Annotated in this window: 19 protein-coding genes and 1 riboswitch; of the genes, 13 read left to right on the forward strand and 6 right to left on the reverse strand. The window is 67.8% G+C overall.

The window, feature by feature from the left end:
• Positions 1–97 precede the first annotated feature (97 nt).
• The 9 genes from OG609_RS34290 to OG609_RS34330 all read left to right on the forward strand — a co-directional run bounded on the left by OG609_RS34290 (position 98) and on the right by OG609_RS34330 (position 9309).
• A complete protein-coding gene (locus OG609_RS34290; RefSeq protein ID WP_327276378.1) occupies positions 98–2593 on the forward strand; it encodes a mannose-1-phosphate guanyltransferase in 2496 nt (831 codons plus the stop codon).
• Positions 2594–2691: 98 nt separating this feature from the next.
• On the forward strand, positions 2692–3615 hold the full coding sequence (locus OG609_RS34295) for a DUF881 domain-containing protein (protein WP_327276379.1): 924 nt from the start codon (positions 2692–2694) through the stop codon (positions 3613–3615).
• On the forward strand, positions 3612–3944 hold the full coding sequence (locus OG609_RS34300; protein WP_003970459.1) for a small basic family protein: 333 nt from the start codon (positions 3612–3614) through the stop codon (positions 3942–3944). The genes OG609_RS34295 and OG609_RS34300 overlap by 4 nt, the downstream gene beginning before the upstream one ends.
• A 5-nt stretch (positions 3945–3949) precedes the next feature.
• A complete protein-coding gene (locus tag OG609_RS34305; protein WP_382902274.1) occupies positions 3950–4738 on the forward strand; it encodes a DUF881 domain-containing protein in 789 nt (262 codons plus the stop codon).
• Positions 4739–4928: 190 nt separating this feature from the next.
• A complete protein-coding gene (locus OG609_RS34310; RefSeq protein WP_327276380.1) occupies positions 4929–5717 on the forward strand; it encodes an FHA domain-containing protein in 789 nt (262 codons plus the stop codon).
• A gap of 17 nt (positions 5718–5734) precedes the next feature.
• The gene (gene ftsR / locus OG609_RS34315) at positions 5735–6478 is read left to right on the forward strand and encodes a transcriptional regulator FtsR (RefSeq protein WP_327276381.1); all 744 of its coding nucleotides are present in this window, start codon (positions 5735–5737) and stop codon (positions 6476–6478) included.
• A gap of 53 nt (positions 6479–6531) precedes the next feature.
• Positions 6532–7005, forward strand: coding sequence for a bifunctional nuclease family protein (locus OG609_RS34320; RefSeq protein WP_006123076.1), 474 nt, complete (start codon positions 6532–6534; stop codon positions 7003–7005).
• A gap of 168 nt (positions 7006–7173) precedes the next feature.
• Positions 7174–7791: a MerR family transcriptional regulator gene (locus tag OG609_RS34325; protein WP_327276382.1), complete on the forward strand. Its 618-nt coding sequence runs from the start codon at positions 7174–7176 to the stop codon at positions 7789–7791.
• A gap of 57 nt (positions 7792–7848) precedes the next feature.
• Entirely contained in the window at positions 7849–9309 is a 1461-nt protein-coding gene (locus tag OG609_RS34330; protein WP_327276383.1) for a DNA polymerase IV, read from the forward strand.
• Here the strand turns inward: OG609_RS34330 and OG609_RS34335 are convergent.
• A complete protein-coding gene (locus OG609_RS34335; RefSeq protein ID WP_327276384.1) occupies positions 9234–9602 on the reverse strand; it encodes a PRC-barrel domain-containing protein in 369 nt (122 codons plus the stop codon). The two genes, OG609_RS34330 and OG609_RS34335, sit on opposite strands and share 76 nt — an antisense overlap.
• Before the next feature lie 112 nt (positions 9603–9714).
• Positions 9715–9811: riboswitch (glycine riboswitch) on the forward strand.
• 194 nt (positions 9812–10005) lie between these two features.
• On the opposite strand from OG609_RS34335, the gene gcvP reads away from it, so the two are divergent.
• Entirely contained in the window at positions 10006–12891 is a 2886-nt protein-coding gene (gene gcvP, locus OG609_RS34340; RefSeq protein ID WP_327276385.1) for an aminomethyl-transferring glycine dehydrogenase, read from the forward strand.
• Between the two features lie 87 nt (positions 12892–12978).
• Here gcvP and OG609_RS34345 read toward each other — a convergent pair whose 3' ends face one another.
• Positions 12979–13185, reverse strand: a complete 207-nt coding sequence (locus OG609_RS34345; RefSeq protein ID WP_327276386.1) for a DUF5999 family protein — start codon at positions 13183–13185, stop codon at positions 12979–12981.
• Between the two features lie 330 nt (positions 13186–13515).
• The gene (locus tag OG609_RS34350; RefSeq protein ID WP_327276387.1) at positions 13516–14109 is read right to left on the reverse strand and encodes a hypothetical protein; all 594 of its coding nucleotides are present in this window, start codon (positions 14107–14109) and stop codon (positions 13516–13518) included.
• 484 nt (positions 14110–14593) lie between these two features.
• Between OG609_RS34350 and OG609_RS34355 the strand changes: the two genes are divergently transcribed.
• On the forward strand, positions 14594–16099 hold the full coding sequence (locus OG609_RS34355) for a glutamate-cysteine ligase family protein (RefSeq protein ID WP_327276388.1): 1506 nt from the start codon (positions 14594–14596) through the stop codon (positions 16097–16099).
• Positions 16100–16150: 51 nt separating this feature from the next.
• Here the strand turns inward: OG609_RS34355 and OG609_RS34360 are convergent, their stop codons facing one another.
• Positions 16151–17941, reverse strand: coding sequence for a substrate-binding and VWA domain-containing protein (locus tag OG609_RS34360; RefSeq protein ID WP_327276389.1), 1791 nt, complete (start codon positions 17939–17941; stop codon positions 16151–16153).
• A gap of 185 nt (positions 17942–18126) precedes the next feature.
• Here OG609_RS34360 and OG609_RS34365 point away from each other — a divergent pair, with 185 nt between their 5' ends.
• Positions 18127–18906, forward strand: coding sequence for a CPBP family intramembrane glutamic endopeptidase (locus OG609_RS34365; RefSeq protein WP_327278286.1), 780 nt, complete (start codon positions 18127–18129; stop codon positions 18904–18906).
• 128 nt (positions 18907–19034) lie between these two features.
• On the opposite strand, the gene OG609_RS34370 is transcribed toward OG609_RS34365, so the two are convergent.
• A complete protein-coding gene (locus OG609_RS34370; protein WP_327276390.1) occupies positions 19035–19856 on the reverse strand; it encodes a PhzF family phenazine biosynthesis protein in 822 nt (273 codons plus the stop codon).
• 213 nt (positions 19857–20069) lie between these two features.
• Here OG609_RS34370 and OG609_RS34375 point away from each other — a divergent pair, with 213 nt between their 5' ends.
• Positions 20070–20507, forward strand: a complete 438-nt coding sequence (locus tag OG609_RS34375; RefSeq protein WP_327276391.1) for a VOC family protein — start codon at positions 20070–20072, stop codon at positions 20505–20507.
• Between the two features lie 163 nt (positions 20508–20670).
• Here the strand turns inward: OG609_RS34375 and OG609_RS34380 are convergent, their stop codons facing one another.
• Positions 20671–20814: a hypothetical protein gene (locus OG609_RS34380; RefSeq protein ID WP_327276392.1), complete on the reverse strand. Its 144-nt coding sequence runs from the start codon at positions 20812–20814 to the stop codon at positions 20671–20673.
• Positions 20815–20866: the final 52 nt, after the last annotated feature.

Below are 20866 nucleotides of genomic sequence, written 5' to 3' on the forward strand. Positions count from 1 at the left end.
CCGCGCAGTGTGGCCGGCCCGCCGCTGATGACCCGGGTGGTGCCCTGACGGGTGAAGTCGGCTAAACCGTCGTCTCTGCAAGGAGGACGTTTCCGACATGAAGGCCGTCGTGATGGCTGGCGGCGAAGGCACTCGTCTTCGTCCCATGACCTCAAGCATGCCCAAGCCGCTTCTGCCCGTCGCCAATCGGCCGATCATGGAGCATGTGCTTCGGCTGCTCAAGCGGCACGGGCTCAACGAGACCGTCGTAACGGTCCAGTTTCTTGCCTCGTTGGTCAAGAACTACTTCGGGGACGGCGAAGAGCTCGGGATGGAGCTCAGTTATGCCAATGAGGAGAAACCGCTCGGCACCGCGGGGAGCGTGAAGAATGCCGAGGAAGCACTGAAGGACGACACCTTCCTCGTTATTTCCGGTGACGCGCTCACCGACTTCGATCTCACCGACCTCATCGCCTTCCACAAGGAAAAGGGCGGGCTGGTGACGGTATGCCTGACCCGAGTGCCGAATCCTCTGGAATTCGGCATCACCATCGTGGACGAGGCGGGCCAGGTCGAGCGTTTCCTGGAGAAGCCGACTTGGGGCCAGGTCTTCTCGGACACCGTGAATACGGGCATCTACGTCATGGAACCCGAGGTGTTCGACTATGTCGAGGCCGACGTCTCCGTGGACTGGTCCGGTGATGTCTTCCCGCAGCTCATGAAGGAAGGAAAGCCCATCTACGGCTATGTCGCCGAGGGCTACTGGGAGGATGTCGGTACCCACGAGAGCTATGTGAAGGCCCAGGCAGACGTTCTTGAGCGCAAGGTTGACGTCGAGATCGACGGCTTCGAGATCTCGCCGGGTGTATGGGTCGCGGAAGGCGCGGATGTACATCCCGACGCGGTACTGCGGGGACCTCTCTACATCGGGGACTATGCAAAGGTCGAAGCCGGAGCGGAGATTCGCGAGCACACGGTCATCGGGTCGAATGTCGTCGTGAAGAGCGGCGCTTTCCTGCACAGGGCAGTGGTTCACGACAACGTCTACATCGGCCAGCACAGCAATCTGCGCGGATGCGTGATCGGTAAGAACACCGACGTCATGCGGGCCGCCCGCATCGAGGACGGCGCGGTCATCGGAGACGAGTGCCTGATCGGTGAAGAATCGATCATTCAGGGCAATGTCCGCGTCTACCCGTTCAAGACCATCGAGGCCGGCGCCTTCGTCAATACCTCGGTGATCTGGGAATCTCGCGGACAGGCCCACCTCTTCGGGGCCCGCGGTGTGTCCGGGATTCTGAACGTCGAGATCACGCCGGAGCTGGCGGTCCGGCTCGCCGGAGCCTATGCCACGACCCTCAAGAAGGGCTCGACGGTCACCACCGCCCGTGACCACTCCCGCGGCGCCCGTGCGCTGAAGAGAGCGGTGATCTCGGCGCTCCAGGCCAGTGCCATCGATGTCCGGGACCTGGAGAACGTACCGCTGCCCGTCGCACGCCAGCAGACCGCGCGGGGCAGCGCCGGCGGGATCATGATTCGTACGTCCCCCGGCGTGTCCGACTCGGTCGACATCATGTTCTTCGACGAGCGGGGCGCGGACCTCTCCCAGGCGCGGCAGCGGAAGCTGGACCGGGTCTACGCACGTCAGGAATACCGCCGTGCCTTCCCGGGGGAGATCGGGGATCTGCACTTCCCGTCCAGCGTCTTCGACTCGTACACCGGATCGCTGTTGCGCAACGTGGACACCGCGGGGATTGCCGACGCGGGTCTCAAGGTTGTCGTCGATGCCTCCAACGGCAGTGCCGGGCTTGTCCTGCCCAGCCTGCTGGGCAGGCTCGGCGTGGATGCATTGACCATCAACCCCGGCCTCGACGAATCACGGCCCACCGAATCCGCCGAGACCCGGCGCTCAGGACTGGTGCGATTGGGCGAGATCGTCTCCTCGGCACGGGCCGCGTTCGGCGTGCGGTTCGACCCGGTGGGCGAGCGGCTCTCCCTGGTTGACGAACGGGGCAGGATCGTGGAGGACGACCGGGCGCTCCTGGTGATGCTCGACCTTGTGGCGGCCGAGCGGCGCAGCGGGCGGGTAGCCCTGCCGGTGACCACGACGCGGGTCGCCGAGCAGGTCGCGGCGTACCACGGCACGCAGGTCGAATGGACGACGACATCGCCCGACGATCTGACGCGTGTGGGGCGCGAGGAAGGCACCATCTTCGGTGGAGACGGCCGCGGTGGATTCATCGTTCCCGAATTCAGCAGCGTCTTCGACGGATCGGCTGCTTTCGTAAGACTCATCGGGCTCGTCGCCAGGACCCAGCTCACTCTCAGTCAGATCGATGCCCGTATTCCCCGTGCCCATGTCCTGCGCCGTGATCTGGCCACACCCTGGGCCGTCAAGGGCCTGGTCATGCGGCGGGTCGTGGAGGCCGCCGGCGACCGCAGTGTCGACACGACGGACGGTGTACGGGTCGTGGAGGCCGACGGGCGATGGGTGATGGTGCTGCCGGACCCGGCCGAAGCGGTCACCCATTTGTGGGCTGAGGGCCCGGACGACGCCTCCGCGCAGGCACTGCTGGACGAATGGGCGGCGATCGTGGAGAGCGCAGGTCACTGAGGGTTCCACCGGTGTTCCCGGCGGCGTCCAGCGACGCCATTGGGCACACCGGTGGGGCCATTCGGCGGTAGCAGTGGCGACGTGCGACGATGTGCGGCATGTCGCAGCAGCCCCCCGATCGGAGTACCGCCTCGCCTTCTGCGCGCCCCGACGCGTCCATGTCGCTGCTGACCAATGTGATGGACCACAGCCTGGACGACGGATACGCCGAGGCATCGGCGCGTCGGAAGGCCGACGGGAGCGCGGGCATGCCCCGCACGCTCAAGTCGAGACTCGGCCTCGCCGCATGTCTGGTGCTTGCTGCACTTGTGGTCACGCTCGGGGCTGCGCAGGCACGTGTCTCCGCGCCGGTCATCGCCAAGGAGCGTCAGGAGTTGATCGATCGTATCGACGGGGAGACGGCGGCGGCCGACACCCTTGAGTCACAGGTCGACAAGCTCCGGGACGACGTGAGTAGGCGCCAGCGCAAGGCGTTGGAGAAGCACGGCGGGGACCAAGGGGAGCTGGTGGCACTGCTCGCCGGGGCGACAGCGGCGGAGGGGCCTGGTGTGAGACTCGTCGTCGACGACGCCAAGGACACTGACCAGGGCGGTGGCGGGCCGAGGGAGACCAGCGGATTCGCCGACACCGGGCGGGTTCGCGACCGGGACCTGCAACGGGTCGTCAACGGACTCTGGCAGTCCGGTGCGGAAGCGATCGCGATCAACGGGCAGCGTCTGACAGCCCTGTCTGCGATCCGTGCGGCCGGCGACGCCATACTGGTCGACAACAGACCGCTCGTGCCGCCGTACACGCTGCTGGCGGTGGGGAACGGGAAGCAGCTCAGCACCGCATTCCAGGACAGTGCTGACGGCCAGTATCTGCAGGCGCTCAAGGACACCTTCGACATCCGGACGAGCATGTCCGTCCAGGAGAAGGTGAACCTTCCGGTTGCGCCGAGCCTGATCGTACGAACAGCAGAGCCTTATAAGGCCGCAGACACCGGCAGTGGCGCGGCAGACAAAGGGAAGGGCACATCGTGATCGCCGTACTGGGCCTCGTCGTGGGAGTCGTGGTCGGACTGTTGGTCCGACCCGAGGTGCCGGCGGTGGTCGAGCCCTATCTTCCGATCGCCGTCGTGGCTGCCCTCGACGCAGTCTTCGGGGGTCTGCGGGCCATGCTCGACGGAATCTTTGTCGACAAGGTGTTCGTCGTGTCGTTCCTGTCGAACGTCGTGGTGGCCGCACTGATCGTGTTCCTGGGCGACAAGCTGGGCGTGGGAGCGCAACTCTCCACCGGTGTGGTGGTCGTGCTCGGGATCCGGATCTTCTCCAACGCCGCGGCCATCCGCCGGCACGTCTTCCGGGCCTGAGGCCGATGAGCAACGAAGAACTTCCCAGCGACATGGGACGCATCGGCGAGCAGCCGGCCGACGCCGCCAAGGAGCTCACCGGACGTCAGCGGCTGATCGCCGGACTCTGGCCGCCGCGGGTGACGCGAGCCCAACTCATCGTGGCGGTGCTGCTGTTCGTCCTCGGTCTCGGGCTGGCCATTCAGGTGCGCTCGAACAGTGACAACAGCGCACTGCGGGGTGCCCGCCAGGAGGACCTGGTCCGCATTCTCGATGAGCTGGACGACCGAACACAGCGTCTGGAGGACGAGAAGCAGCGCCTCGACGCTCAGCGTACGGAGCTGGAGAACAGCTCCGACCAGGCTGAGGAGGCGCGTAGGCAGACGGTGGAGAAGGAGCGGCAACTCGGTATTCTCGCCGGCACCGTGGCGGCACACGGGCCCGGGATCACGCTCACCGTCAATGACCCGGGAAACGGGATCAAGGCGGACATGCTGCTCGACGCGCTGCAGGAGTTGCGTGCGGCGGGTGCCGAGGCGATCGAGGTCAACGGAGTGAGAGTCGTGGCCAATACGTTCTTCTCCGGTGACGGCGGCAACGTCAAGGTTGACGGCCGTAAGATCACCGCGCCGTACGTGTTCAAGGTGATCGGCAAGCCCCAGGATCTGGAGCCGGCGCTGAACATCCCTGGCGGTGTGGTGCAGACACTGGAGAAGGAGCAGGCCACCGTGCATGTGGAGCAGGCCGACGACATCGTCGTGGACGTCTTGCGACCGGCGAAGCGGCCTGACTACGCTCGGTCGTCATCCTCGTGAGGCCGCGCCATGGAGGGGTCGAAGGACACGGGCAGGTGGTTGCGGGGGGTCGCCGCATCGTAATGGTGGTGCGTGGTGGAAACTGTCGAGTGGATACGGACGTTGTGAAGATGTCCGGGTCGGCAGGTGTGTTCGTTCAGGGTTCGTCCTGCCCCACGGGCGGGTCTATTTCGGTCAAGGGGAATCGCCCGTGAAGTTGTTTGGGAAGTTGTTCGGCAAGAGCGCTCGCGATGAAGCTGCCCGCCATCGCGCACCGCGCCATGGCCAGGCGGAGGAGCAGGGCTCGGAGCGCCCGCTCTTCCGCGATCAGATGTCCGGTTCGGGCAGTGACAATTCGGGCGCTTCCGGCGCGTCGTCTGTTGACCCTGCCGGTGTCGGCCGCATAGGTTTCTCGGAACCGTCAACCTCAAGTACGGGTGGAGGGTTCACCCCGAGGCAGGAGGGTTCGTCCATGCCGGTCTGTACGAGGTGCGGGCATCGCAACGCCGAGGCCAGTCGCTTCTGCTCCAACTGCGGTGCGCCGCTGAGGGGTGGAATTCCCGAGCGTGCCTCGGAGACGACCTCGACCATCTCCATCTCCGGTCTTGAGGCATACGAGGCGGAGGCCACCGGGCAGACGCCCGTACCGTCCCTCTCGCCCGAGGCGCAGGCCGCAGTCGATGCTCTTCCGCTCGGCTCGGCACTCCTCGTGGTGCGACGTGGTCCGAACTCCGGCAGCCGCTTCCTGCTGGACGGCGAGCTGACCACGGCCGGCCGCCATCCACAGAGCGACATCTTCCTCGACGACGTGACGGTGTCGCGGCGGCACGTGGAGTTCCGCAGGAGCCCCGACGGCAGCTTCACGGTCGGGGACGTGGGCAGCCTGAACGGCACCTACGTCAACCGCGAGCGCATCGACTCCGTCGCCCTGTCCAACGGTGACGAAGTGCAGATCGGCAAGTACCGGCTGGTCTTCTATGCGAGCCAGCGGGGCATCTGACCCGTCAGGGAAGGTCCATGCTGAGAACACCGACGGGCGGTGCCGGTCACGGCACCGCCACCGCCGACGACCGCCCGATGAGCATCGGCACGGTGCTCCTGCAACTGCGGGACGAGTTTCCCGAAGTCACGATCTCCAAGATTCGCTTCCTGGAGGCCGAAGGTCTCGTCGAGCCGCAGCGGAGCCCCTCCGGCTATCGCAAGTTCCGAGGGGCCGACGTGGAGCGGCTGGCTCAGGTGCTACGTATGCAGCGGGACCACTACCTCCCGCTGAAAGTCATCCGAGAGCATCTGGATGCCCTCGCCCGCGGCGAACAGTCCACGCTGCCGTCCGGGGGCGACCCGCGGGATCTGACCGACGGCGGCTGGGACGCCGGCTCCGGACGGGCGACCGCGGCCCGTATCGGTCGTGCCGAGCTGCTGGCGGCCGCCGAGGTCACCGAGAGTGACCTGGATGAGTGGGAGTCGTACGGCCTGGTCGCTCCGACCGCCGAGGGCGGTTACGACGCAGAAATGGTCACGGTGGCCAAGCTTGTGGCGGATCTGGGTCGATTCGGTCTGGAACCGCGCCACCTGCGTGCCATTCGGGCGGCCGCGGACCGTGAGGCGGGACTCATCGAGCAGGTGGTCGCGCCCCTGCGCCGGCACCGGAATCCGCAGACCAGAGCGCATGCCGAAGCCACCGCGAGGGAGCTCGCAGAGCTGTCCGTACGGCTTCATTCGGCGCTTGTGCAGACCGCTCTGCGGGTCCGGCTCCACTGATCACGTCGGTGCCCGACTACCCAAACCTGCCGAGCACGTCCTAGGGTTGCTGTGTGAACGAGCTCGACGTTGTGGGTGTCCGGGTGGAAATGCCCTCCAACCAACCGATCGTGCTCCTGCGTGAAGTGGGAGGCGACCGGTACCTCCCCATTTGGATCGGTCCTGGTGAGGCGACCGCGATCGCCTTCGCCCAGCAGGGCATGGCTCCGGCCAGGCCGCTGACCCATGATCTCTTCAAGGATGTGCTCGAGGCCGTCGGCCAGGAGCTCACCGAGGTCCGTATCACGGACCTGCGGGAAGGGGTCTTCTACGCGGAGCTGGTCTTCGCCAGTGGGGTCGAGGTGAGCGCGCGGCCGTCCGACGCCATAGCACTCGCACTGCGCACCGGAACGCCGATCTACGGCAGTGACGGGGTGCTCGACGATGCAGGTATCGCCATCCCGGACGAGCAGGAGGACGAGGTGGAGAAGTTCCGCGAGTTCCTCGACCAGATCTCACCGGAGGACTTCGGTACCAACAGTCAGTAACCGTTCTACGGGGTCGCAGTCAGCGCATCCGACAAGCCCTTCCCGCTCGCGACACACGGGAAACCACTCTCAGGGTGATTATCACTCGGCGTGCCGAGTGTGGCGATCGTTGACGCACCCCGGGTGACTGCCTACCTTCGAGATGGCAGGTCAAGGACGGAGGTCGGCGTGAGAAGCAGCGGCGACGGTACGGCAGCAGGTGGGCCGTATCCGCAGCAGGGGAGTACAGCCGGCCACACCATCAGGCAACCGGTTGAACCGGCGGCGGTGGCGGGGAGCGGCGTGGCATCGGCCAACGACATCGGCTATCGCGGGCCGACAGCTTGCGCGGCCGCGGGGATCACCTATCGGCAGCTCGACTACTGGGCGCGCACGGGGCTGGTCGAGCCGAGCGTGCGTCCGGCATACGGCTCGGGGACACAGCGGCTCTACAGCTTCCGGGACGTTGTCCTGCTGAAGATCGTGAAGCGTTTCCTGGACACGGGCGTCGCCCTGCAGAACATCCGCACCACGGTTCAGCATCTGCGGGCCCGCGGTTTCCAGGATCTTGAGCGGATGACGCTGATGAGCGACGGGGCGACGGTCTACGAGTGCTCCTCGCCCGACGAGGTCGTCGATCTGCTCCAGGGCGGCCAGGGGGTCTTCGGTATCGCCGTGGGTGTGGTGTGGCAGGACGTCGACGCCGCCCTGTCACAGCTGCACGGTGAGCGGGTGGACACCGGCGAGACGCTGGTCGGGAACAACCCCACCGATGAGCTCGCGCGCCGACGCAACCGCGCCGGCTGACCCGGCCGGGGAATCGGGCGCGGCGATTGTCAGTGCCGTAGGACAGCATCGATTGATGTGAGAGCCGCGCCCACCATCCTGCATCTGGACATGGATGCCTTCTACGCCTCTGCCGAGCAGGCGGCGAAGCCCAGCCTGCGCGGCAAACCGGTCGTGGTGGGCGGGCTGGGACCGCGCGGAGTCGTCGCCACCGCGTCGTACGAGGCACGGCGCTTCGGAGTGCACTCGGCGATGCCCACGGCGCAGGCGCGGCGGCTGGCTCCCAACGCGGCCTATCTGGTGCCCCGCTTCCTGCTGTACCGGACGGTCAGTGACCAGGTGATGGGGCTGCTGGCGCGACTCTCCCCGCTGGTGGAGCCGCTCAGCCTGGACGAGGCTTTTGTGGACCTCGAAGCGGGTGGCACGGCCGATGACGCCGCTTCCGCGCTGGAGATCGGTGAGCAGCTGCGTACGGCCATCAAGGCGGTCACAGGGCTCACCGGCTCGGTTGGGCTCGCCGGCTCCAAGATGCTGGCCAAGATCGCTTCGGAGGAGGCGAAACCGAACGGGCTGCTGCTCATAGAGCCGGGGACGGAGCGGAAACTGCTCGCGCCCATGTCGGTACGGATCCTCCCCGGCGTCGGGCCCGCGACGGCGGACCATTTGCGCCGCGCCGGGATGACGACGGTCAATGACCTGGTCGAGGCGGGTGAGGCGGAGCTCGTACGGCTGCTGGGGAAGGCGCACGGCGGCTCGCTGCACCGCATGGCGTTCGGGTACGACGACCGGCCCGTGGTCGCGGAGCGGGACGCGAAATCGGTGTCGGTCGAGGACACCTTCGACGCGGATCTGCACGACCGGGTGCGGGTCAGGACGGAAGTGGAACGGCTGGCCGACCGATGTGTCCAGCGACTGCGGGGCGCGGGGCGGTCCGGGCGGACGGTGGTGCTGAAGGTACGGCGGTACGACTTCTCCACGCTCACGAGGTCCGAGACGCTGCGTGGGCCCACGGACGACCCGACGGTGGTCCGGGAGGCCGCCGCACGGCTCCTGGAGGCCGTGGACACCACCGGAGGGGTACGGCTCCTGGGGGTGGGCGTCACGGGGCTTGCCGACTACACGCAGGAAGACCTCTTCGCCCAGGCCGCCGGTGAGCAGGCCGCAACCGGGGAAGCCGCCGAGGAGGAGACAGCGGCGGGGGGCGACGGGGACGAGCCGGTGGACGGTGCGCGGGAGGAGGCCGAGGAGACCGCCGAGCAGCTCGCCGCACGGCGCTGGCCCGCCGGACACGACGTACGTCATGACACCTACGGCCATGGCTGGGTGCAGGGCAGCGGTGTCGGCCGGGTGACGGTGCGGTTCGAGGAACCCGAATCGGCGCCCGGCCGGGTGCGTACGTTCCGTATCGACGATCCGGAACTGCAGCCGGCCGACCCGCTGCCGCTGGTGCGGAACCCGGTGGACTACTCGTCCTGGCCGGCCAGTCTGCCGAAGTCCCTGTCCGGGCCGGTCTCCTCGGGCGGGGAGTCCAGACCGTAGTGCCGGTAGAGCTGGAGCTCCTGTTCCGGCGAGAGATGGCGGCCTACGCCGAAGTCTGGCGCGTCCTTGATCAGCGCACGGTCGAAGGGGACGCGGAGCGAATCCTCCACGAATTCGCTGGGCTCCAGCGGGACGAACGCGTCCCGGCTGAACAGTCCGGTACGTACGGCCGCCCACTCGGGCACACCGGTCGCGTCGTCGAGGTACACCTCGTCCACGGTTCCGATCTTGGTGCCCTTGCGGTCGAACGCTTTGCGGCCGATCAGGCTGCGCGGATCGATGTCGGTCTGCACTGTCCCTCCCACTGGTCGCGGCTACTCCACAAGCACTACAGAAGTGCAGATCCGGGGGGTTGGCCACTCGAGAATTCCGCCGCGACCCCGCTGGTAGGCTGGTGATGGCTGCTGACCCCGTGCGGGAGAGTCCTCCGGAGCGAATCCGAAGGCGCCGAAGGAGCAAATCCTCCCCGGAATCTCTCAGGCCCCCGTACCGCACGGACGAGGTCACTCTGGAAAGCAGGGCGGGTTTCGTGCGGCCGAGTGCCGGTACGGTTCCCTTCCTCACCGACGGTGAAAGCTGGTACGCCGCAGGGCGCGCCGGTGAAGCTCTCAGGTTGAGATGACAGAGGGGGAGGCCGTTCGGGCACCCGCGCCGTGGTGCCCCTCGCAGGTCGTGACAGACCAGGAGGCCTCCACCATGACCCCCCGTCGCACTCCGCTCTCGCAGCTGGAGCAGGGCATTCCGTTCGAACAGCGCCACATCGGTCCCGATGCCGAGGCGCAGTCGAAGATGCTCGCTCAGATCGGTTACGGCTCGCTGGACGAGCTGACCGCGGCAGCGGTGCCCGATGTCATCAAGAGCGCGGAGGCGCTGCAGCTGCCGACCGCCCGCACCGAGGCCGAGGTCCTGGCGGAGCTGCGCTCCCTCGCCGACCGCAACCAGGTGCTGGCCCCGATGATCGGGCTCGGCTACTACGGCACCTTCACCCCGCCGGTGATTCTCCGCAACGTCATGGAGAACCCCGCCTGGTACACGGCCTACACGCCCTACCAGCCGGAGATCTCGCAGGGCCGCCTGGAGGCGCTCCTCAATTTCCAGACGATGGTCGCCGAGCTGACCGGGCTGCCCACCTCCGGCGCCTCGCTGCTCGACGAGGGCACCGCGGCCGCCGAGGCCATGGCGCTCGCGCGGCGTGTCGGCAAGGTCAAGAACGGTGTCTTCCTGGTCGACGCCGACGCGCTGCCGCAGACGATCGCCGTCATCGAGACCCGCGCCGAGCCGACCGGTGTCGAGGTCGTTGTCGCCGACCTCTCCGACGGCATCCCGGCGGAGATCGCCGAGCGCGGCGTCTTCGGTGTCCTGGTGCAGTACCCGGGCGCCTCCGGGGCGGTACGGAACATCAAGCCCGTCATCGAGCAGGCTCACGAGCTCGGCGCGATCGTCACGGTCGCCGCCGACCTGCTGGCCCTGACCCTGCTCACCTCACCGGGCGACCTGGGTGCGGACATCGCGGTCGGCACCACGCAGCGCTTCGGTGTACCGATGGGTTTCGGGGGACCGCACGCAGGCTTCATGGCCGTACGCGAGAAGTTCGCCCGCAGCCTGCCGGGCCGCCTCGTCGGCGTTTCCGTCGACGCGGACGGCAGCAAGGCATACCGGCTGGCCCTGCAGACCCGCGAGCAGCACATCCGCCGCGAGAAGGCCACCAGCAACATCTGTACCGCTCAGGTGCTGCTCGCCGTCATGGCCGGGATGTACGCCGTCTACCACGGCCCGGACGGGCTGCGGATGATCGCTCAGCGCACCCACCGCTATGCGACGATCCTGGCCGAGGGCCTGCGCGCCTCCGGTATCGACGTCGTGACCGGCGCCTACTTCGACACCCTCACCGTGCGTGTCCCGGGGAAGGCCGCCGATGTCGTGGCCGGCGCCCGCGAGCGCGGTGTCAATCTGCGGCTCGTCGACGCAGACCTGGTCTCCCTCGCCTGCGACGAGACCACTACGCGTGCGCAGATCGCCGCCGTCTGGGCCGCGTTCGGCGCCGACGGGGATATCGAGGCACTGGACGCCGCGACCGCCGACGCACTGCCCGAGGGCCTGCTGCGCACCGGCGAGATCCTCGCCCACCCGGTCTTCCACCAGCACCGTTCCGAGACCGCGATGCTGCGCTACCTGCGCAAGCTCGCCGACCGGGACTACGCCCTGGACCGTGGAATGATCCCGCTCGGCTCCTGCACCATGAAGCTGAACGCGACCACCGAGATGGAGTCGATCACCTGGCCCGAGTTCGGCGCCATGCACCCCTTCGCGCCGGCCGAGCAGGCGCAGGGCTTCCTCACCCTCATCCGTGAGCTTGAGGAGCGCCTCGCCGAGGTCACCGGGTACGACGCGGTCTCGATCCAGCCGAACGCCGGATCGCAGGGCGAGTTCGCCGGCCTCCTGGCCGTGCGTGCGTACCACCGGGCCAACGGCGACGACCAGCGGACCATCTGCCTCATCCCGTCCTCCGCGCACGGCACCAACGCCGCCAGCGCCGTGATGGCCGGCATGAAGGTCGTCGTGGTGAAGACCGCCGACGACGGCGAGGTCGACATCGAGGACCTCCGCGCCAAGATCGAGAAGCACCGCGACGAGCTTGCCGTGCTCATGATCACGTACCCGTCGACGCACGGTGTGTTCGAGGAGCACGTCGCCGACATCTGCGCCGAGGTGCACGACGCCGGCGGTCAGGTCTACGTCGACGGTGCCAACCTCAACGCGCTGGTCGGCCTCGCCAAGCCGGGACGGTTCGGCGGCGACGTCTCGCACCTGAACCTGCACAAGACCTTCTGCATCCCGCATGGCGGCGGCGGTCCCGGCGTCGGCCCGGTCGGTGTCCGCGCGCACCTCGCGCCGTACCTGCCGAACCACCCGCTGCAGCCCGCGGCGGGCCCCGAGACCGGTGTCGGACCGATCTCGGCCGCTCCGTGGGGCTCGGCCGGTATTCTCCCCATCTCCTGGGCGTACGTACGCCTGATGGGCGGGGAGGGCCTGAAGCGTGCGACGCAGGTTGCCGTACTCGCTGCCAACTACATTGCCAAGCGTCTCGAACCGCACTACCCGATCCTGTACAACGGCCCGGCCGGGCTCGTCGCGCACGAGTGCATCGTGGACCTGCGGCCGATCTCCAAGGCCACCGGCGTCAGCGTCGACGACATTGCCAAGCGTCTGATCGACTACGGCTTCCACTCGCCCACCATGTCGTTCCCGGTCGCCGGGACGCTGATGATCGAGCCGACCGAGAGCGAGAACCTCGCGGAGCTCGACCGATTCTGCGACACGATGATCGCCATTCGTGGCGAGGTCGAGAAGGTGGCCTCCGGCGAGTGGAGCGCGGACGACAACCCGCTGAGCAACGCTCCGCACACCGCGGCGATGCTGGGCGGGGAGTGGGACCACGGTTACAGCCGTGAGGTGGCGGTCTTCCCGGCCGGAGTCTCGGCCTCCGACAAGTACTGGCCGCCGGTGCGCCGGATCGACGGTGCCTTTGGTGACCGCAACCTCGTCTGCTCCTGCCCGCCGCTGGACGAGTACGACAACTGAGGCATGAGCGGTAGGGCGTGACGCGGACATGCGTCGGGGCCGGTGCGGAGAGTTCTCCGGGCCGGCCCCAGTTCGTACCGGCCGCGGTCAGGCGGCCTTCATCACCCGGCCGGTCTGCAGGGGCCGGTGCGGGGCGATGATCTGCCCGTCCGGGAGCAGCTCACCGGTGTCCTCGAAGAGCAGGACGCCGTTGCACAGCAGGCTCCAGCCCTGTTCCGGATGGTGTGCCGTCAGGCGGGCGGCTTCCCGGTCGGCTGAGTCGGCGGTCGGGCATGGTGGCTGATGCTGGCACATGGATGGGTTCTTTCGCTGCGTTGTGGTGAATGTCCTGCGGCTTGATGAGGTGTTCATGGCCGCCCCCCCGTATCGATCGGTCCGGTCCCAGTGTTGCCCCACGGGCGTCAATCCGCAGGGATTTCGCAGCAGCACTTCTCCTTACTCCAAGGACGTGTCACCCGGCCGGACGGTTCACCGCAACTGCACTGTCACTTCGGGTGGTTCGGGGTGGCCGGACCGGGCTAGTCCAGATGGGCAGGGTGTGCGCCCCGCAGCACTGTGCCCCACCACCAGAACTCAAGGGGAGGGTGGCGGGGCACAGCGCGGTGATGTGGGGTGCGGCCGTCGTCAGGCCGGTGATCCGAGCAGGGGGCCGGTGCCCGGGGTGATGCGCAGCGTCATCACGCGGAGCAGATCGGCGACCCGGTGTGGTCGATGCGCCGCGATACCCGGCGGTGCGGGTGCCAGCGGTACCAGGAGATCGGCGGGGGCGAGTGCCCCGCCGGAGGCGTCGGCCTCGGCGTCGGCGTGCAGCCACAGCGCCAGCATGTAGAGCTCCGGGATGGACAGCAGCCGTGGCTGGTAGTGCGGTGTCACCGTCTCGGCCTGGCGCACGGCGAGTTCGGTCGAGGCGATGTAGGGGCCCTCGAAGAAGTGCGAGAAGGTCCAGCCGTCCGGAGTGAGCATGGTGTCTGCCGCGGCGACGGCCTGCTCCGAGCTGCGGATCAGGAACCGCCACGCGGCAAGCCGGGTGACGGGTGCGAGCCCGCTCGGGCCGATCCGGTCCAGTACATGGACGGGGAGCGGGAGTTCGGGGCTCAGTGGTCCCTGGGCGGCTCGGAGGGCAGGTGTGCGGGCCTCGCGGACTGCGGTGGGTGAACCGAGTGCCGCGAGAACGCTGCGCAGAGCGGGCGCGGGAGCCGGGGGAACATGCAGCGGCATAGTGGGTCGCCTCTCACTTCGGAGACACGGTGATGCGTGGGCGGGTGCAGACGGCGCTGTCGGCGTGCGGGGCCAGAGGAGGCCGGTGACTGGGCCGGTGCGTCAACTCTCTGCCTCGTCCGCGAAGTTTATACGACACGTGTTCACGCAGTGATTCCACTAGCCGTCGCAGGTATTGCCGACAAGGCGGTATCAGGACTTTATTATGCGGAGATTCTGCTGATTCGTCGTCAGCGGCGCAGCCACCGCCAGGGATTTTTCCCTGGACGCGGTCGGCCGAAACGCGTCGGCGTTTTCACCACGCTTCGAGCGGCGGAAACTGCGCACTGCACCATGCCGAGGGAATGTGCCCCGGTCGGCTGCCCTCAGATTACTGGGTGCGCGGCGTTCACGGGGGCGTTATGGATCACCCGGCCTGGGCATTATCGATCGTGATGCGAGCGGCCTGGGCCGCGGGCCGCCCACTCGAGGGAGGGACGCTTCGATGGGGGAGAAGGTCGTGGCGGGCGCCTTTGATCTGTCCGATCGGCAGAGGTACCGGAGGAAGCTCCACCAGTGCCTGGAGGGGCTGGAGAGGCTCCTGGCAGAGCGGAGGTTCGACCGCCCCCGCAACCTCATGGGCATGGAGATCGAGTTGAATCTGGCAGGCTCCGACGGCATGCCGAAGATGATGAATGGGGAGGTGCTCCCGCGCATCGCGAGCCGTGATTTCCAGACCGAACTAGGGATGTTCAATTTGGAGGTGAACATAGTCCCGCACCACCTGGACGGACGCGTTTTCGATCAGCTGGCGGAAGAGCTCAGGACCGGCCTCGGATATGCCCATCGGAAGGCGGGCGAGGTCGATGCCGGGATCATGATGATCGGAATTCTGCCCACCCTGGGCCGTGAGGACCTCGTTGCGGCGAACCTCTCGGACGTGGACCGCTACACACTGCTGAATGATCAAATGGTGGCTGCGCGGGGCGAGGATTTCTCCCTCGATATCCAAGGCGTGGAACGATTGGTCTCTACCTCCTCCTCGATCACTCCCGAGGCCGCCTGCACATCGGTCCAGCTGCATCTGCAGGTGACACCGGCGCGTTTCGCGGCCGTATGGAACGCGGCCCAGGCTGTCGCCGGGGTTCAGATCGCCCTCGGTGCCAACTCGCCCTTCCTGTTCGGCAGGGAGCTGTGGCGGGAATCGCGGCCGCCGCTCTTCCAGCAGGCCACGGACACAAGACCGCCCGAACTCCAGAACCAGGGGGTGCGGCCCAGGACCTGGTTCGGCGAGCGATGGGTCGGTTCGGCGTACGAGCTCTTCGGGGAGAATCTGCGCTACTTCCCCCCGCTGCTGCCGATCTGTGACAAGGAGGACCCGCTGCGGGTGCTCGACGAGGGCGGGGTGCCGCGGCTGCAGGAGCTCGTGCTCCACAACGGTACGGTCTACCGCTGGAACCGGCCCGTGTACGGACTGGCCGACGGTGTACCCCATCTGCGGGTGGAGAACCGGGTCCTGCCCGCCGGCCCCACGGTCACCGATGTGATCGCCAACGCCGCCCTCTACTACGGGCTCGTGCGGGCGCTCGCCGAGGAATCCCGTCCGGTGTGGACCAGGCTCCCGTTCGCAGCAGCGGCCGAGAACTTCGACACCGCCTGCCGCCATGGCATCGACGCGGAGCTGAACTGGCCCCGTCCCGGCCGTTCGGGCGGGCTGACCCGGGTGCCGGCGGTCAAGCTCGTACGGGACGAACTGCTGCCGCTGGCCGCTGCGGGGCTCGATGCCTGGAACATCGAGCCCGCGGACCGCGACCGCTACCTCGGGGTCATCGAGGAGCGCTGCAAGCGGCGGGTGAATGGGGCGTCCTGGCAGGTGGACACTTACCACCGGGCACGGGAGGCCGGACTCGACCGGAATGCGGCACTGGCCGCGACCACCCGTCGGTACGCCGAGCTGATGCACAGCGGCGAACCCGTGCACAGCTGGCCGATGGGTGTCCCCGCACTGTGACCCGTCGTGGCGGGCGCCGACAACCGCTGCCGTTCCCGACCGCGCCGAGCGCTACTCCTGGGCGGCGTGGTTGCTCTGCCCGGCCGTCATGACGGCCTGCAGAATCACGGCTTGGATCTCCGCCGGGTCGGTGACCTGGTAGCCCCCGCCGCCGGTGACCTTCGCTATCTCGTTCACCTCTTCGCGGTCGGCCTCGGGGCCGACCGCGATGGCGAGGAGCGGCACTGGACGTTCCGGGTCGGCGATCCGCTTCAGTTCCGCGACCAGGGCACTGCGGGAGATGGAGCGGTTGTCCTGGTTCGAGCCGTCGGTGAGGATCACCACAGCGTTGAATTTGCCCTTCACATACGTTGCCTGGGCATCTTTGTACGCGGCCAGAGTGGTGTCGTACAGACCGGTCGCGCCGCCTGGTACCGGCTGCAGCGCGGAGAAGGCCGCGGCGAGCCTCTCGCGGTGGGTGCCGCCGCCCTTCGCAGGGTCCCCGAGTCGACCCGTCGGCACCAGCCTGCGGTAGTCCTTGTCGCCGTCGAGCGTGGTGGCGAACTCCCAGAGACCGATCTCGTCGTTCGGGGTGAACTGGTTGAGGGCCTGGATCAGGGACGCCTTCGTGACGTCCATCCGGGACTGGTTGCGCCCCGGCACGATCGTGGCCATCGAACCCGAGGCATCGACGACCGTCGTCAGCCGGGCGCTCTGCACCGTGATCGTCCACATGCCGAGCGTTTGCTGGAGCGCCTCGGCGGACGGCGCGGCGGCGGCCGCGGTGGCATACGGCTGGGGCTTCCTGCCGCCCGCCGATGCGACCACCGACTCCCCGGCCGCCCCGTCGACGTTTCTGAAGCCGTGCTCCTTCAGGATGGTTTGCGCGCCCGGTCCATTCAGCAGTGTCATGAACCGCAGGGCCGCCCGGCCCTCGAAGGTACTCATCCTGGTCTCGTCCACCAGCGTGTACGGATAGTCGAGCAGCGGGGTGCCGTCCTTGGGGTAGAACAGATCGAGCCTTCCACCGTCGGTCGACTCCGCGTTGTGGGCGAACGCGGCCTGCTCGGAGAGGAGCACCGCCTGGTTGCGCTCCGGGTTCCCCTGCTCGGCGCCCGAATCGCCCTGCGCCAGAGTTTCGAGCACCTGGGTGTCACCGTCCGACATGCGCTGTGCCAGCAGCTTGGCGGTCGCCGCGACCCTGGTGTCGCTGTCGCCGCCCTGCTTCTCGGAGGAAGCGCCGATGCTGGAGAGCGCGAGCAGACCGGTTGCACTGCGTGCTGGGTCGGCCGCGCCGAGACGCACCTTGTCCGAGTCCGTGGTCGCGGCCGTCAACTCGGCCCAGGAGTACTTCTTCTTCGGCCAGCCGAGGCTCTTGGCCGCCGACGGCACCATGGCCAGGGTGACGGGGGAGGAGGCGACGGAATCGCCGGGTGTGATCGGGATGCCGTCACCGGAGCCCTTGGCCCGGTCGAGCCAGAGGTCGGAGTCCGGCAGCCAGATCTGGTAGTCCGGGGTACGGGTGCCGGAGGAGAGAGCGTCGGCGACCTTGTAGGAATCGCGGGCCACCACCCGCACATACAGACAGCGGCCGTCGGATCTCAGGTCGTCCTTGCGCGCCTTGTCGGCGACGGCACGCACGGCGGGGGCGATGTCCGGTGAGGCCGCCATGGAAAGACGTACGGCGGAGTCCTCGCAGGACTTCGAGAACGACAGCAGATCGCCCTGCACCGCGACTGCCGTTCCCGCCGCCACCGCGAGGACGAGCATGGTCGCGATCGCTACGGTCCGCCGACGGCGCAGCGGCGGACCGTCCCCGCTTCCATCGGCCGCGTAGTCGTCGGGCAAGCTGTGACGTCCCATGACGGTGGTGCCCCTCCTTGAGGATGAACAAGGAAAAGGGGGACCACACCCATCGCCAATGGTGGTTGTCCCCCGGCCTGTCGCGCATGATCTTCGTACCTGTATTCGAGACCTTAGCGGGACGGGGAGCGGGATGGGGCGTGAATGCACAACTCAAGGCAGGTGTACAGGTGGAGGCGGGGCACATGGCTGAATCTTTCTCCCAAGAGGCTGTGTCGCGACGGATCTTGCGGTCCGAAACGGTGCTGGTGCTGGCTCTCTCGTTGGGCGCCAGCGGGGTGTCTGCCCTGATCAGTTTTGTCGGATCACTGACGAAACCAGGGGGTTTGAAGCATCAGGCCGCGACGCTCAACAGCTCGTACGCACCAGGGCGTCCATGGCTGGATCTTGCCTGGCAGCTCTTTGGAATCGCGACGGCTCTGGTGCCCGTCGCCCTCGTCGCGCATCTGTTGATGAGGGAGGGGACCGGCCTGCGTGCCATCGGTTTCGACCGGACCAGGCCATGGCCGGACCTGGGGCGCGGCGCGGTGGTCGCGGCGGGTATCGGAAGCGCCGGGCTCGCCTTCTACCTGGTGGCGCGGGCAACCGGTTTCAATCTGACCGTGGTCCCGGAATCACTGCCCGATGTGTGGTGGAAATTCCCGGTTCTGATCCTTTCCGCGCTCCAGAACTCCGTGGTGGAGGAAGTGATCGTCGTCGGGTATCTGCTGCGCAGACTCGGACAGTTGGGGTGGACGCCGATGGCAGCCCTGGTGGCGAGTTCGGTGCTGCGTGGCTCGTACCACCTGTATCAGGGCATCGGTGGCTTCATCGGCAACATGGTGATGGGTGTTGTCTTCGTGCTGCTGTACCGGCGCTGGGGCCGGGTCGGTCCGCTGGTCGCGGCGCATGCACTACTCGACATCGGGGCATTTGTCGGATATGCCCTACTTGCGGGGCAGGTGGGGTGGCTGCCCACACCGTGAGTGTGGTGGGACGTCGCTGGGCGGTGTTCACCGACGGGGGCGTACGGCGGTGGTCGGTGGGTGGTGTTCAGGGCAGAGGGCGTACGGGAATGGCCCGTGTATGCCCTCTGCGGTGCCGTCGGAAGGCGTCAGAGCGCCGTGAGCAGTTCGCCGTCGATGACCGTCACGGCATTGCCGGTCAGCAGGGTGCGGTCGCCGCGCAGCGCTGTGCGGACCAGACCGGAGCGGGCGGAGGCCTGTAGTCCGGTCAGTTCGTCACGGCCGAAGCGGGCCGACCAGAAGGGGGCCAGCGCGGTGTGGGCGCTGCCGGTCACCGGGTCCTCGTCGATCCCGACGCGTGGGAAGAAGCCGCGGGAGACGAAGTCGTAGCCGCGGGCGGGGTCCTCGGCGGCGGCCGTGGCGATGATGCCCCGTCGGGAGAGTCGGGTCAGTGCGGCGAGATCCGGGGTCAGTCCTCGTACGGTCGCCTCGTCGGCCAGTTCGACGACCAGGTCGCCGATGTGAGGGCCGGTGTCGTGTACGGAGAGCGGCTCTGCGCCCAGGGCGACGGCCAGCCCGACCGGGGCGATCTCCGGTGTCAGTGGGGCTGTGGGGAAGTCGAGCGTGACCGCGCCGTCGGGGTGGGCGGTCGCGGTGAGGATGCCGCACCGCGCCGCGAAACGCACCGTGCCGCTCGCCGCCTGGGTGGTGTGCAGGACGTGTGCGGTCGCGAGGGTGGCATGCCCGCACATGTCGACCTCGGTGGTCGGGGTGAACCAGCGCAGTGCCCAGTCCGCGTCGCCGCCCGGCGGCAGCGGGTGGGCGAAGGCGGTTTCGGAGAGGTTCAGCTCCATGGCGATCCGCTGGAGCTGTTCGTCGTCGGCAAAGGCGTCGGAGTCCAGCAGCAGGACTCCCGCAGGGTTGCCGGTGAAGGGGCGGTCGGTGAACGTATCGACGATTCGGATCCTCATGACGTGACCGTACGTGCGGCGGAAAGCCGCAGACCAAGGCCAATTTTGTGTCGCTGGACCGAAAAAGCCCGGACGGTGACAAGGACTTCGATTGGCTGCCACCGATTCCGGGTGCTGCTCTGTTCGTCAGGCCGTGAGCGCCGGGCTCGATGCGGCCGACCGTGGGTGTCAGAGGCGGGCGGTACGTTTCACACATTGGACCGAGGAGGCCCCATGGCGACCAGGTGGAGCTTGACGATCGACTGCGCGCACCCGGCGAAGTTGGCCGAGTTCTGGGCGCTGGCACTGGGCTATACGGCAAAGCCTGCGCCGGCAGGGTTCGGGAGCTGGAAGGAATGGTTTGCGCGTCATGAGATCCCGCAGGACGAGTGGGATCAGGGCGCCTACCTCTGCGATCCGGACGGGGTGGGCCCCGGTCTGTCCTTCCTGCAAGTGCCGGAGTCGAAGGTGGTGAAGAACCGACTGCATCTGGACGTGCAGGTCGGTGGCGGTCGTGACAGGCCCTGGGAGGAGCGATGGCCGCGTGTGGTCAAGGCGGTGGAGCAGCTGACTGCTGCGGGTGCAACCGTGATCCACGTGGACGAACTGCAGGGCAGGCCCGATCATGTGGTGATGGCCGACCCGGAAGGCAACGAGTTCTGCCTGGTCTGACAGCGGCCTTCGCTCCGTTGCGGATGCACGCTGGGTGCAGAAGCCCCGTCGGAGCTTGCGGTGGTGTCGCGGAAGGCACCGCAGTGGTTCCGGCCGCAGATCTTGCGCACCGGCCCCTGCTCTTGGCCGCTGTCGCCGCCACTTCGCCTCCGGGGTGAGTCGCCTACCGGCTGCGCCGGGAGGCGATCGCGGTCGAGGCCGCGAGTGCGACGCACAGCGGCGAATAGGCGAGCCGGTCAAGACGACGGAAGCGGGCCGAGACCGATCCCGGGGACAGCAGGTCGGTCCGCCCCACTGCCGTGACCAAGATCGGTGGGCAGCCTGTCTGGCCGGAGCAGCCGGCCTGGCCGCTTTCACGG

The sequence above is a fragment of the Streptomyces sp. NBC_01224 genome (assembly GCF_036002945.1).
Taxonomy (GTDB): Bacteria; Actinomycetota; Actinomycetes; order Streptomycetales; family Streptomycetaceae; genus Streptomyces.